At 71.8% G+C, this 12,669-nt stretch carries 13 protein-coding genes; 9 read left to right on the top strand and 4 right to left on the bottom strand.

All coding sequences use genetic code 11. The features are described 5' to 3' along the window. Positions 1-62: 62 nt before the first annotated feature. The 5 genes from ACIRQF_RS36770 to ACIRQF_RS36750 all read left to right on the top strand — a co-directional run bounded on the left by ACIRQF_RS36770 (position 63) and on the right by ACIRQF_RS36750 (position 5,587). Positions 63-1,193: a hypothetical protein gene (locus ACIRQF_RS36770; RefSeq protein WP_404099180.1), complete on the top strand. Its 1,131-nt coding sequence runs from the start codon at positions 63-65 to the stop codon at positions 1,191-1,193. Continuing rightward, entirely contained in the window at positions 1,190-2,440 is a 1,251-nt protein-coding gene (locus ACIRQF_RS36765; protein WP_404099178.1) for a toxic anion resistance protein, read from the top strand. Before ACIRQF_RS36770 ends, ACIRQF_RS36765 begins: the two co-directional genes overlap by 4 nt. Beyond that, positions 2,437-4,044, top strand: coding sequence for a substrate-binding domain-containing protein (locus ACIRQF_RS36760; RefSeq protein ID WP_404099175.1), 1,608 nt, complete (start codon positions 2,437-2,439; stop codon positions 4,042-4,044). Before ACIRQF_RS36765 ends, ACIRQF_RS36760 begins: the two co-directional genes overlap by 4 nt. Beyond that, a complete protein-coding gene (locus tag ACIRQF_RS36755) occupies positions 4,031-4,621 on the top strand; it encodes a hypothetical protein (protein ID WP_382484050.1) in 591 nt (196 codons plus the stop codon). Before ACIRQF_RS36760 ends, ACIRQF_RS36755 begins: the two co-directional genes overlap by 14 nt. A gap of 63 nt (positions 4,622-4,684) precedes the next feature. Then, entirely contained in the window at positions 4,685-5,587 is a 903-nt protein-coding gene (locus tag ACIRQF_RS36750; RefSeq protein ID WP_382484048.1) for a poly-gamma-glutamate hydrolase family protein, read from the top strand. Positions 5,588-5,741: 154 nt separating this feature from the next. Here ACIRQF_RS36750 and ACIRQF_RS36745 read toward each other — a convergent pair whose 3' ends face one another. Next, entirely contained in the window at positions 5,742-7,565 is a 1,824-nt protein-coding gene (locus ACIRQF_RS36745; RefSeq protein WP_404099172.1) for a phosphoenolpyruvate carboxykinase (GTP), read from the bottom strand. Between the two features lie 195 nt (positions 7,566-7,760). Here ACIRQF_RS36745 and ACIRQF_RS36740 point away from each other — a divergent pair, with 195 nt between their 5' ends. Further along, positions 7,761-8,453, top strand: a complete 693-nt coding sequence (locus ACIRQF_RS36740) for a hemolysin III family protein (RefSeq protein WP_382484043.1) — start codon at positions 7,761-7,763, stop codon at positions 8,451-8,453. Positions 8,454-8,472: 19 nt separating this feature from the next. Next, on the top strand, positions 8,473-9,108 hold the full coding sequence (locus ACIRQF_RS36735; protein WP_376638335.1) for a TetR/AcrR family transcriptional regulator: 636 nt from the start codon (positions 8,473-8,475) through the stop codon (positions 9,106-9,108). Here the strand turns inward: ACIRQF_RS36735 and ACIRQF_RS36730 are convergent. From ACIRQF_RS36730 to ACIRQF_RS36720, 3 genes are read right to left on the bottom strand one after another with little or no spacing between them, the layout of a single operon-like run. Continuing rightward, positions 9,062-10,090: a glycoside hydrolase family 26 protein gene (locus ACIRQF_RS36730; protein WP_404099168.1), complete on the bottom strand. Its 1,029-nt coding sequence runs from the start codon at positions 10,088-10,090 to the stop codon at positions 9,062-9,064. The two genes, ACIRQF_RS36735 and ACIRQF_RS36730, sit on opposite strands and share 47 nt — an antisense overlap. Before the next feature lies 1 nt (position 10,091). Continuing rightward, positions 10,092-10,739 carry a vitamin K epoxide reductase family protein gene (locus ACIRQF_RS36725; RefSeq protein ID WP_376638333.1) on the bottom strand — a complete coding sequence of 216 codons (648 nt, stop codon included), beginning with the start codon at positions 10,737-10,739 and terminating at the stop codon, positions 10,092-10,094. A gap of 17 nt (positions 10,740-10,756) precedes the next feature. Continuing rightward, positions 10,757-11,260, bottom strand: a complete 504-nt coding sequence (locus ACIRQF_RS36720) for a DUF5949 family protein (protein ID WP_376638332.1) — start codon at positions 11,258-11,260, stop codon at positions 10,757-10,759. A 149-nt stretch (positions 11,261-11,409) separates the two neighbouring features. Here ACIRQF_RS36720 and ACIRQF_RS36715 point away from each other — a divergent pair, with 149 nt between their 5' ends. Both ACIRQF_RS36715 and ACIRQF_RS36710 read left to right on the top strand, forming a co-directional pair. Beyond that, positions 11,410-11,796, top strand: a complete 387-nt coding sequence (locus ACIRQF_RS36715) for a tyrosinase family oxidase copper chaperone (protein ID WP_404099164.1) — start codon at positions 11,410-11,412, stop codon at positions 11,794-11,796. Next, on the top strand, positions 11,780-12,646 hold the full coding sequence (locus ACIRQF_RS36710) for a tyrosinase family protein (RefSeq protein WP_382484037.1): 867 nt from the start codon (positions 11,780-11,782) through the stop codon (positions 12,644-12,646). The genes ACIRQF_RS36715 and ACIRQF_RS36710 overlap by 17 nt, the downstream gene beginning before the upstream one ends. Positions 12,647-12,669 lie beyond the last annotated feature (23 nt).

The raw sequence follows: 12,669 nt of genomic DNA, 5'->3' as shown, positions 1-12,669 counted from the left end.
CCGCTCCGGTTCCCTACCGGGATCGTCGCTTCACCCTCCGTACACCCGTCTCCCCCTGGAATGTGGGTTTCCGCGAGCACTCTGCCCGCGTGAGACGCATTCTGGGAATCGTCCTCGCCGTCCTGCTCCTGGGCGGCGTGGCCGCCGCCCTGATGGTGGGCGGCGACAAGGACGACAGCGGCACGGCAACGAAGACCGTGCGAGGAGTGATCGGGTCGGAGAAGGCGGAGTTCTTCGCCGATCCCGAGGTCGTGAAGGCCCTGGCAGCCAGGGGCCTCACCGTACGGACGGAGACCTCCGGGTCCTGGGACATGGAGGAACTGCCCCTCAAGGGCTACGACTTCGCGTTCCCGTCCGCCAAGGCGCCCGCCGACGAGCTGAAGGCGAAGACGAAGGTGACGGCCGCCCCGCTGCGGCCCTTCTACTCGCCGCTCGTGGTCGTCGCGCACAGCGCCGCCGCCAAGGTGCTCGCCGACAACGACCTGGCCACGCTCGGCGCCGGCGGCCACACCGGCACCCTGCGCATGGGGGCCTATCTGGCGGCCGCCCGCGACGACCGGACCTGGCAACAGCTCAAGGGCTCGGCGGGCCACGCCGAGCTGAGCGGAACCCTCTTCGTCACCTCGACCGACCCCGTCGCCTCGAACTCCGGCGCGCTCTACCTCGCCGCCGCGAGCTACGTCGCCGACGGCGGCCGGGTCGCCGGCGACCAGGCGGCCGTGGACCGCACCGCACCGCTGCTGCGCAAGCTCATCCAGGTGCAGGGCGCCCAGCAGTCCAGCTCGGACGCCCCCTTCCGGGACTTCGTCAGCGGCGTCGGCAACCCGCTGGTCCTGGTGTACGAGTCGCAGGTGGCGTCCCAGCTCCTCACCGGGCAGTCCTCCGGCTGGACCGGAGACCTGGTGGTCCTCTACCCGGACACCACCGTCAGCAGCGACCACACCCTCGTGCCGCTGACCGAGGCGGGCCGCACCCTCGGCGAACTCCTGTCCTCCGACCCGGAGCTGCGCAGGCTCGCGGTCCGGCACGGCTTCCGCCCGCAGGGCGCCGCGGCCGAGTTCACCGCCGCCACCGCCGGCCAGACCGGCTACCTCAACCAGACGCTCGGCGGGATCCGCCAGGCGCCCGTGCCCACCTCGAAGGTGCTGCACTCCATGGCGCTGAAGGCCCGCGACCAGGGGGGCACCGCATGACCACACCCACCGACGGCACGAGCGGCCAGGACGGCGCGCTCGTCCTGACCCCGCCCGAGCCGGTCGTCCTGACCCCGCCCGAGCCGGTCGTGCCGATCCGCGCGGAGCAGGCCGCCACGCTCGTTCCGCTCGACGAAGCGGTCCGCACGGAGATGTCCCGGCGCGCGGTCGAGTACGTCGGCGCGCTCGCCGGACTCGACGCCCGCTCACCGGAGTTCACCGGGCGGATCGGCGAGATCACCTCGCTCGGCGAGGGCGAGATGCGCACCGCCGCCCAGCAGTCCAACCGGATGCTGGACCGCACCGTCCGCTCGCTCGGAGACGCGGCCGGCGACGCGCCGACCCGGGTCGGCAGCTCGCTCGTCGAGCTGCGCCGCACGGTCGAGGACCTCGACCCGCGCGACACTCCCGCCAAGGGCATGCGCGGCCTGCTGTCGAAGCTGCCGGGCTGCAACAGGCTGCGCGACCACATCGCGAGGTACGCCTCCGCGCAGGACACCGTCAACCGGATCCTCGACTCGCTGCGCGGCGGCCAGGACGAACTGCGCCGCGACAACGCCGCGCTGCAGACCGAGCGGGCCCGGCTGTGGGACACCATGGGCAAGCTCCAGGAGTACGCCGTGCTGGCCGAGGCCCTCGACGCCGCCGTCGAGGAGCGGCTGGCCGGCACCCCTGACCCGGTGCAGGCCGACGCGCTGCGCGCGGACGTGCTCTTCCCGGTCCGGCAGAAGCACCAGGACCTGCTGACCCAGCTCGCCGTGTGCGCACAGGGCTACCTGGCGATGGACGTGGTGCGCCGGAACAACGACGAACTGATCAAGGGCGTCGACCGGGCCGCCACGACCACCGTCACCGCGCTGCGGATCGCGGTGATGCTCGCCTCCGCGCTCGACCACCAGAAGAAGGTCGTCGAGCAGGTCAACGCGCTGCGCGGGACGACCGAGACCCTGATCCAGGGCAACGCGGCCGCTCTCGCCGGCCAGTCCGGGGACATCCAGCGGATCGCCGCGGAGCCCGCGGTGGGCCTGGAGACCGTGCGCACCGCCTTCCGGCAGATCTACACGACGCTCGACGCGATCGACACGTACAAGATCCGCGCGACCGAGTCGATGGCGCAGACCGTCGACTCCCTGACCGCCGAACTGCGCACCGCGGGCACCTACCTGGAGCGCACCCGCGAGGACCGCGGCGGCAGCGGCAGCGGCGGCACGGCCGGACGCGGCATCCTCGAAGGGGGCCGCGGATGAGATCCGCACGCGGCACCCGGTCCGTCCGCGCCCTCCTCGCCACTACCGCCGTCGCCGTGCTGATCGCCCTCACCGGCACGGCCTGCGACGGCTCCGGCGACGGGGGCGGCAGCGGCGGCGAGAGCACGCGGGGCCGGGAGTACCGCCCCGGTACCCTGCGGGTCCTCGCCTCCTCCGAGCTCGCCGACATGGCGCCCGTCCTGGAGGAGGCCCGCAAGGCGACCGGTGTCACCGTGTCGCCGACCTACGCGGGGACCCTGGACGCCGTCGAGCGGATCGCCTCGGGCGAGGCCGACCGGCAGTTCGACGCGGTCTGGCTGTCGTCCAACGACTACCTGCGGCTGCGCCCGGACACCGCCCGGAAGATCACCGGCGAGACCCCGATCATGACCTCGCCGGTCGCGTTCGGCGTCCGGCCCGCCGTCGTGGGCGCGCTGGGCTGGGATCCGAAGAAGGTCACCTGGGCGCAGATCCACCGGGCCGTCGCGTCGAAGCGGCTGACGTACGGGATGACGGACCCGCTGCGCTCCAACTCCGGCTTCTCCGCGCTGGTCTCGGTCGCCTCGGGCCTCTCGGGGGCGCAGTCCGCGCTCACCGACCAGGACGTGCGGGCCGCGACCCCGAAGCTGAAGGAGTTCTTCGCCGGGCAGACGCTGACCTCCGGCTCCTCGGGCTGGCTGGCCACCGCGTTCTCGCGCCGCTCCGAGGTCGACGCGCTCGTCAACTACGAGTCGGTGCTGCTGTCCGTGCCGGGCGAGCTCACCGTGATCCGGCCGGCCGACGGGGTGGTCACCGCGGACTATCCGCTGACCTCGCTGACCGCCGCCCGCCCGGAGGCGAAGGACGCGGCCCGCCGGCTCGCCGCCCATCTGCGCACCCCGGACGCGCAGCGCCGCATCACCGACACGACGCTGCGCCGCCCGGTCGTCCCGGGGGTCGCCCCGGCGGCCCGCCTCGCCACGGACCAGCGGCGCGAACTGCCGTTCCCCGGCAGCCGCTCCGTGGCCGACGGGCTGCTCGACGCGTACGACAACAGCCTGCGCCGTCCGTCCCGCACGGTCTACGTCCTGGACACCTCCGGCTCGATGGGGGGCGAGCGGCTCGACCGGCTGAAGTCGGCCCTGGTCCAGCTGACCGGGGACTTCCGGGACCGCGAGGAGGTGACGCTGATGCCGTTCGGCTCCTCGGTGAAGAGCGGCGAGGTGCGCACCCACACCGTCGACCCGGCTTCGCCGAAGGCCGCGCTGGACGCGATCCGGACCGACGCCGGCCGGCTCTCGGCCTCCGGCGGCACCGCGATCTACTCCAGCCTCGAGGAGGCGTACGCACGCCTCGGTGACGTCACCTCGGACACGGCCTTCACGTCGATCGTCCTGATGACGGACGGCGCGAACACCGACGGCGACCCGGCCTCCGCGTTCGACGCCTTCCACGCGCGGTCGCTGACGCCGGCCCAGCGGCGCGTCCCGGTCTTCCCGATCCTGTTCGGGGACTCCGACCGGGCAGCCCTCGACCACATCGCCCAGCTCACCGGCGGGCGCCTGTTCGACGCGACCCGGGGCTCGCTGGACGGGGCCTTCGAGGAGATCCGTGGCTACCAGTAACCCGGTCCTGGGATACCTCGAGTCCCGCAAGAACCTCGCGGGCTGCGCCTGCGGCCTCGCCGGGGTGGGGCTCACCCTGACCGGCGCCGCGGGCTCCCTGTGGCCGGTCGTCGTCGCGGGGCTGTACGGGGCGGGGGCGCTGATCGCCCCGCCGGAGCGCACCCCGCCCCCGCCCTTCCCGGACCCGGCCGGGCAGCTGGACGCGCTGCGGGCCGACCTGGCGACCCTGCGCGCCTATCTCGCCGAGGTGGAGCTGCCGCCGGCCGCACAGGGCCGGCTGACGGAGCTGGACAGCCTGCTGGAGGCGCTGCTCGAACCGGGCTGGGTGAGCGACCCGGAACAGCTGCGGGTGCTCGCGCGGGCGGTGCGTCAGGACGTCCCGGAGGCGGTCGACGCGTTCGTACGGAGCCGCTGGTGGACCCGTGTGGTGCCGGGCTCGGAGCCGCCGGAACGCCACCTGGAGCGCCAGTTGGCGGCGTTGCACGGGGAGGCGGCGGCGATCGCGGACACGCTGCGGGAGGCCGAGGTGCGCCGCCAGGAGACCCACACCCGCTACCTGGAGGACCGGGGGCGCTGAGGGGGCTCGGAGGCGGCAAAAGGAAGCTCGGACTCCACCACCATGATCAGTTACGTTCCGTCCATGACATCAGACAAGCCCTCCGCCTCCCGTCGCACCGTTCTCACCGCCCTGGCCGCCGCGGCCACGGCCGGCCCGCTGCTCGGCCAGCTCGCCTCCGCGACACCGGCCTTCGCGGAGACGACGGACCCGACGGAGTACCCCTCCAACACGAGGATGTACCAGGAGCTCGCCGGCCAGGAGGGCACCTCCTTCAGCCGCCGCTACCGCCGGCACGAGAAGTTCGACCTCAAGATGAGCGAGAAGTACGACTTCCCGCGCACCGCGATCCTCGCCCTGCACGGCGGTGGCATCGAGATCGGCACCACCGAGCTCTGTCTCGGCATCGCCGGATACAGCCCGGCCGACTCCGACGGGCCCCCTGTGCTGCCGACCACGCACGACTACTTCATGTTCGAGGGCCTGCTGTCCTCCGGCAACCGGGCCCTGCACGTCACCTCGAAGAACTGTGACGACCACGTCGCCCTGTCCCTCGCGGCGAGCCACCTCAACGTCCTGTCCCTGCACGGCTGCCAGTACGACCAGTTGGCGCTGCCGGCCACCGCGGACTACCCGCCGGGCAACGACCGCCGGCTCGCCGTGGTCGGCGGTCTCAACCCGGTCTTCCGCGCCGCGCTGGTGAAGGAGCTGAGGCTGGCCGGCTTCCCCGCGGTCGACTCCCTGTCCCCCGAATACGCCCCCCTGCTCAAGAACTTCAACGGTGACCACGTCGACAACCCCTGCAACCGCACCATGCTCCGCATGGGCGCCCAGCTGGAGCTGACCACGGAGCTGCGCGAGAGCCTCTTCGACAACCCCACCTCCCGGGGCAACCGCGCGACGACCTGGAACGGCGAGTTCGTGAAGTTCCGCGACGCCTGCCGCCGGGCCGTCGCCACCGTCGAGGCGGGGCAGCCGATCCTCTGACACACGGGTCCGGTCCGCGGCCGGACGTGCGCCGGCCCCCGGAGCCGTGAGGGGGCTCCGGGGGCCGGATGCGTCGTGACGGGCCGTCGTGACCCCAGCTGGTCAGGGCGGAAATCGGGGCAACCCGCCACGAGTTCGTGGTGCCGTCAGGGGATCAGCCCAGGCGCTCGACCAGCGCGCGGTACTCGTCCCACAGCTCCTTCGGGGTGTGCTCGCCGAAGGTCTCCAGGTGCGCGGGGACCAGGGCGGCCTCCTCGCGCCAGACGTCCTTGTCGACGGTGAGGAGGAAGTCCAGGTCCGCGTCGGCCAGTTCCAGGCCGTCCGTGTCCAGGGCCTCCTTCTTCGGAAGGACACCGATGGGGGTCTCGACGCCCTCGGCCTTGCCGTCGAGGCGCTCGACGATCCACTTCAGGACGCGGCTGTTCTCGCCGAAGCCGGGCCAGACGAACTTGCCGGCGTCGTTCTTGCGGAACCAGTTCACGTAGTAGATCTTCGGCAGCTTCGCCTGGTCCGCGCCGGCGCCGACCTTGACCCAGTGGGCCATGTAGTCGCCCATGTTGTAGCCGCAGAACGGCAGCATGGCGAACGGGTCGCGGCGCAGCTCGCCGACCTTGCCCTCGGCGGCGGCGGTCTTCTCGGAGGCGACGTTCGCACCGAGGAAGACACCGTGGTTCCAGTCGAAGGACTCGGTGACCAGCGGGACGGCGGAGGCGCGGCGGCCGCCGAAGAGGATCGCGGAGATCGGGACGCCCTTGGGGTCCTCCCACTCGGGGGCGATCGTCGGGCACTGGCCGGCCGGGACGGTGAAGCGGGCGTTCGGGTGGGCGGCCGGGGTCTCGGACTCCGGAGTCCAGTCGTTGCCCTTCCAGTCCGTGAGGTGGGCCGGGGGCTCCTCGGTCATGCCCTCCCACCACACGTCGCCGTCGTCGGTGAGCGCGACGTTGGTGAAGACGGAGTTGCCCCAGAGGGTCTTCATGGCGTTGGCGTTGGTGTGCTCGCCGGTGCCGGGCGCGACGCCGAAGAAGCCGGCCTCGGGGTTGATCGCGTAGAGGCGGCCGTCCTCGCCGAAGCGCATCCAGGCGATGTCGTCGCCGATGGTCTCGACCGTCCAGCCGGAGATCGTGGGCTCCAGCATCGCGAGGTTGGTCTTGCCACAGGCGGACGGGAAGGCGGCGGCGACGTACTTGGCCTCGCCCTGCGGCGGGGTCAGCTTGAGGATGAGCATGTGCTCGGCCAGCCAGCCCTCGTCACGCGCCATGACGGACGCGATGCGCAGGGCGTAGCACTTCTTGCCGAGCAGGGCGTTGCCGCCGTAGCCGGAGCCGTAGGACCAGATCTCGCGGGTCTCGGGGAAGTGCGAGATGTACTTGGTGGAGTTGCACGGCCACGGTACGTCCTCCTCGCCCTCCGCCAGGGGGGCGCCGAGGGTGTGGACGGCCTTGACGAAGAAGCCGTCGGTGCCGAGCTCGTCGAGGACGGCCTGTCCCATGCGGGTCATGGTGCGCATGGAGACGGCGACGTACGCGGAGTCGGTGATCTCGACGCCGATGGCGGAGAGGGGGGAGCCGACCGGGCCCATGCAGAAGGGCACCACGTACATGGTGCGGCCCTTCATGGAGCCGCGGAAGATGCCCTTCTCGCCGGCGAAGATCTCCTTCATCTCCGCGGGGGCCTTCCAGTGGTTGGTCGGGCCCGCGTCCTCCTCCTTCTCGGAGCAGATGAAGGTCCGGTCCTCGACGCGCGCGACGTCGGTCGGGTCGGAGGCGGCGTAGTACGAGTTCGGGCGCTTGACCGGGTCGAGCTTCTTGAAGGTCCCCTTGGCGACGAGTTCCTCGCTGAGGCGCTCGTATTCGGCCTCGGACCCGTCGCACCACACGATGCTGTCGGGCTGGGTGATCTCGGCGATCTCGTTGACCCAGGACACGAGTTCCTGGTGCTGGGTGGGGACGGTGGAGGGAGCCGCGTTGTCGCGCGCCACGATTGCTCCTTGAAGAGGGGTTTTTAGATGTATGCCCCTTGGGGGCTGCGACCCGGATGCGTCGTAGGCGCTCATCCGGTGCCGACCGCACTCATTTGATCATCCGATGCTACCGCCCATATGTCCAGAGGGCCTCACACGTGAGCATCGCCACTCATATCCGGTGCTTACGATCGGTAGGTAGCATGCGGGTCCATGACTGCAGCCACGCCGGACCTCCCCGCGACGGATCAGCGCCCGACGCTGCCACTCCCCGTGAAGCCCCGGCTCAGAGGCTGGCTGCATGCCGGTATGTTCCCCGCGGTGACGGTCGCGGGGTTCGTTCTGGTCGCGCTCTCGGACACGCCCCGGGCCCGGATCGCCTGCGGGATCTACGTCCTCACCGCCTGCCTGCTCTTCGGCATCAGCGCCCTGTACCACCGCGGCAACTGGGGGCCGCGCGGGGAGGCGGTGCTGCGGCGCCTCGACCACGCCAACATCTTCCTGATCATCGCCGGCACCTACACCCCGCTGACCCTGCTGCTCCTGCCCGACTCCACGGGCCGGCCGCTCATGTGGGCGGTGTGGGTGGCGGCCGCCGCGGGCATCGCCTTCCGGGTCTTCTGGGTCGGCGCCCCTCGCTGGCTGTACACGCCCTGCTACATCGCGATGGGCTGGGCGGCCGTCTTCTTCCTGCCCGACTTCATGCGGGCCGGCGGCGTCGCCGTCCTCGTCCTGGTGATCGTCGGCGGACTGCTCTACAGCGCGGGCGGGGTCATCTACGGCATCAAGCGCCCCAACCCCTCACCCCGCTGGTTCGGCTTCCACGAGGTCTTCCACTCCCTCACCCTCGCCGCCTTCATCGTCCACTACGTCGGCATCTCGATCGTCGCGTACCAGCACGCCTGAGCCTGCCTGACCAGGCACAATGACGGCCATGCCCGTCTCCCCCGAGCGCCCCGGCCTGCGCGAGCGCAAGAAGCTCAAGACACGCGCCGCGATCCGGAAGGCCACCTACCGGCTCGTGGCCGAGCAGGGTTACGACGCGACCACGATCGAGCAGATCGCCGCCGCGGCCGAGGTCTCCCCGTCCACCGTGGTGCGCTACTTCCCGGCCAAGGAGGACATCCTCCTCACCGACGACCAGGACGAGCTCATGCTCGCCCGGCTGCGCGCCCGCCCCGCCGGCGAGGAGCCGCTGGAATCGCTGCGGGCCGTCGTCCTCGACGCGGTCACCGCAGCCCTCGCCCGCGAGCCGGAGGAGACCCGGCTGCGCGCCCGGCTCGTCGTGGAGACCCCCGCCGTCCGGGCCCGGCTCACCGAGACCACGGCGGAGACCGGCCGGCTGCTCTCCGCCGCCGTCGCCGAGCGCACCGGCCGCTCCCCCGACGACCTGGAGGTGCGGGTGTTCACCGCCGCGGTCCTCGGCGCGCTGCGCGAGGCCACCGTGTACTGGGCCGAACACGGCGGCCGCGACGCCGACCTCGTACCGCTCCTCGACCGGACCGTCGACACCCTCAAGACCGGTCTGACGCTCCGCTCCCCCGGCCGAGCGCGCCCCTGACCACCTCGCCCGACAGCGGATTCTCCGCACACCCCCACACCCCGTGCGGGCAGTAGTCGGTGAAGGTCTGGTACACCGGCCGGTGCCGCGCGAACCAGTCCAGCATGCCCCGCACGTACGCCGGGTTGTCCCCGTTGCGGAACAGTCCCCACTCCGGGAACGACACCGGCTTGCCGTGCTCCGCCGCGAACCGGACGTGGAAGGCGAGCCCGTAGTCCTCCGTCAGCTGCTCCTCGAACGAGACGTCGGCCGGCTGGTCGTAGGCGTCCAGGCCGATGATGTCCACCACGTCGTCGCCCGGGTAGCAGCGCGGCCAGGGGACCGCGTCGAGCCCGCGGCTCGGCGTGAAGTCGAAGCGGAAGCGCTGCCCCGGCACCGCCCGCAGCACCGACACCACCCGCCGCCAGTACGTCTTCCAGCTCTCCGGGTCCGGCCCGCAGCGATGGCTGTACGTGGTGCCGTTCATCTCCCAGCCGAGCACCAGGACGGCGTCCGCGAGCCGGTGCTCCACGAGCCGCTCGCCCAGCGTCCGGAAGTGCCGGTCGTACTCCCCGGCCGCCCCGCCGCGCAGTCCCGACCGGACCCGGGCGTCGTCGAGGCCCTCCTCGTTGCGGTCGAGCAGCGGCACGTTCAGGACGAACAGGCGCCCCGGCCGCTCCTCCTTCCACCGCGCCCACGGCTCGAACAGCGCCGGGTGCCCCTCGATGTTCGACCAGCGGTCGCCCGGCAGATAGGTGTGCCCGACGGTCAGCGGCTCCCCGCCGAGCCACTTCTCCACCTCGGCGATCCGCCGCACCCCGGCCTCGTCGGAACCGGTGAAGAACCCCGACGCCACGCCCGGCAGCGGAAAGGGCTCGGGCACGGTCCGCTCCCCGCTCCCCCGGCCGCCCGGCGCGAACCGCTCGTACGCCAGCACGCACACGAGGACGGCCGCGAGCAGCACGGCCAGTGCCACCCGCGGCCAGGTCAGGAAGGAGCGCACGTCAGCTGGTCCAGAACTCCCACCACCGGGTGAGGATCAGCATGCCGATGATCCCGATGTGCAGCACCGGCAGCGCGAACGTGAAGTCGCCGAGGAAGGTCCGCACGCCGGCCGGCGCGGGCAGCAGCCCGTGGCGCACGTTGTGGGCGGTCACGTACCAGAACATCGTGATCGTGGCGCACCAGGCCAGACAGCACCACAGGCACAGCGCGTTGATCTCGTACAGCGACTGCTGCATCAACCAGGTGCAGAAACCCACGCCGAAGAGCATTCCCGCGTTGAGCCCGAGCCAGAACCAGCCGCGGTAGCGCGCTCCGGACAGGATCCCCGCACCCACGGCGACGACGACGGCGTACGTCACGAGACCGAGCATCGGGTTCGGGAAGCCGAACACGGCGGCCTGCTCGCTCTTCATGATGTTGCCGCAGGACACCACCGGGTTGAGGCTGCACCCCGGCTGGAAACCCGGGTCCTCCAGCAGCTTGAACTTGTCGATCGTGATGACCCAGCCGGCCAGCACACCGGCCGCGCCCGTCACGACCAGCATCCAGGCGAAGGCCCGGCTCGCGCCGATCCCCGCTCCGCCCGCACGCCCGTCCTCCTGCTGCCGCTGACCCGGCACTCCGCCCCGTACGTTCACCGTCGCCATGAGGCCACCCCTGCCCGTCAGCCCTGGATCCGGCTCACCGGCACCGCGATGTGGCCCGAGTTCCGCACGACCTCGTCGGCGGAGATGAACGCCTTGAGGCGGTCCTCGGCGACCGGCACGCCCGGCGCCGCGTCCGGCCACGGCACGACCGGGATCTTCACGATGACGTGGCCGGTCTCGTACGCCGCCTGCTGCCACTCCACGGGCACCTGGCACTGCGCGTTCAGGAACGGCAGGGTGAGCACGGCCCGCTCCGCCTCGACGAGCAGGTGCGCGCCGATCCCGCGGTCCTGGCCCGCGTCGACGACGATGCCGCCGATCGGCACGCCCATGCCCTCCAGGGTCTCCCGGAGCTCCGCCTCGCCCGCCTCGGGGCCGTGGAGGCCGTCCCCGATCGAATACACCATCAGGAAGGGCGTGGCAGGCATGTCGTCGGTGGGCCCGAGGGTCCACGAAATGACGGTGAGCGTGCCCATCGAATGCGCGCTGTGCGCCGGTGACGCGACGTTGGAAGTGGTCATGGGTCCGGATGCTAGGGGACGAACACCCGCCGCCCTTCGCCGAATTCACTCATTCGGCCGACATTCCGTCCCGCGGCATTTCCGCCGCAACGAACCGGGGTTTTCCTCGTTGTGCCCAGAGGGCATCAGTCGACCCCAGGAGATCACTCATGATCGTCCCTCGCCGTGCGGCCTTGCGTTCCCTTTTCGCCGCGGTCGTCACCGTCTTCACCGGCGGTGCGCTGACCAGGATCGCGGCCGCGCCGTCGCCCCCGGAGGACCTGCTCGTCTTCGACGAGATGTACGGCGGGCGGCATCTCCGCGGACTGCGCGGACCGGCCGGCGAGCCCGTGGTGCTCGTCGACGGCCGGCCCCTGCACCTGATGCGCTGCGCCGACGGCGGCTGGGTCAGCCCGATCGACCACTACGAGTCCTGTCCGGCGCCGCTGGCGGCCACCCGCGCGGCCGTGGAAGGGCTGGGGCCCGCCCCGCTGAGCCGCTTCGCCGCCGGCCACGGCGTCCACCCGGGAGGGAGCCCGCGTGGCGTACACGCGTAAGAACCAGCGCGATCTGACGAGTGCGGAGCGGAGGCGTTTCGTCTCCGCCGTCCTCGAACTCAAACGGAGGGGCACGTACGACGAGTTCGTCCGCACCCACATCGACTACTACACCGCCGACGGCGAGGGCAAGCTGCGGGTCGCCCACATGTGTCCCGGCTTCCTGCCCTGGCACCGCAAGTTCCTGCTGGAGTTCGAGCGGGCCCTGCGCCGGGTCGACCCGTCGGTGACCGTGCCGTACTGGGACTGGACCCGGGACAACACCCCGGCCGCCTCCCTGTGGGGCGAGGACTTCATGGGCGGCAACGGCCGCCGCGGCGACCTCCAGGTCATGACCGGGCCGTTCGCCTATGCCGGCGGCCGGTGGACCGTGCGCTACGGCATGACCGAACAACGCTTCCTGAGCCGGGACTTCGGCCGCCCGCGCGATCCGATCGGACTGCCGACGGCCGCCCACGTCGACGAGGCGCTGCGGGAACGGGTCTACGACACGGCGCCGTGGAACTCCACCAGCCGCTCCGGCTTCCGCAACCGTCTGGAGGGCTGGGCGCAGGGCCAGGGCAACGCCCGCTTCCAGCTGCACAACCGGGTGCACCGCTGGGTCGGCGGGCTGATGCTCGGCGGCGGCTCGGTCAACGACCCCGTCTTCTGGCTGCACCACGCCTACATCGACCTGCTGTGGTCGCGCTGGCAGGCGCGGAACCCGGGCGCCGGCTACCTCCCCAAGGACCCGCCGCCGCTCGGTGATCCGCAGTACCGCAAGGTCACCGCGCTGCACGAGCGGATGGGCCCCTGGAACCTGACCCCGGCGGAGCTGCTCGACCACGGCGCCGTCTACCGCTACGCATGACAGCGTCCCCCCGGCCCACACGG

This window comes from Streptomyces sp. NPDC101191, from assembly GCF_044767915.1.
In the GTDB taxonomy this organism is placed as follows: Bacteria; Actinomycetota; Actinomycetes; order Streptomycetales; family Streptomycetaceae; genus Streptomyces.
This window is presented reverse-complemented; position numbering and strand designations above follow the sequence as displayed.

Coding starts and splice junctions, on each gene's coding strand:
- ACIRQF_RS36750 (WP_382484048.1), top strand. CDS start 4,685: ATGACATCAGACAAGCCCTCCGCCTCCCGTCGCACCGTTCTCACCGCC.
- ACIRQF_RS36740 (WP_382484043.1), top strand. CDS start 7,761: ATGACTGCAGCCACGCCGGACCTCCCCGCGACGGATCAGCGCCCGACG.
- ACIRQF_RS36725 (WP_376638333.1), bottom strand. CDS start 10,739: ATGGCGACGGTGAACGTACGGGGCGGAGTGCCGGGTCAGCGGCAGCAG.
- ACIRQF_RS36715 (WP_404099164.1), top strand. CDS start 11,410: ATGATCGTCCCTCGCCGTGCGGCCTTGCGTTCCCTTTTCGCCGCGGTC.
- ACIRQF_RS36765 (WP_404099178.1), top strand. CDS start 1,190: ATGACCACACCCACCGACGGCACGAGCGGCCAGGACGGCGCGCTCGTC.
- ACIRQF_RS36760 (WP_404099175.1), top strand. CDS start 2,437: ATGAGATCCGCACGCGGCACCCGGTCCGTCCGCGCCCTCCTCGCCACT.
- ACIRQF_RS36735 (WP_376638335.1), top strand. CDS start 8,473: ATGACGGCCATGCCCGTCTCCCCCGAGCGCCCCGGCCTGCGCGAGCGC.
- ACIRQF_RS36720 (WP_376638332.1), bottom strand. CDS start 11,260: ATGACCACTTCCAACGTCGCGTCACCGGCGCACAGCGCGCATTCGATG.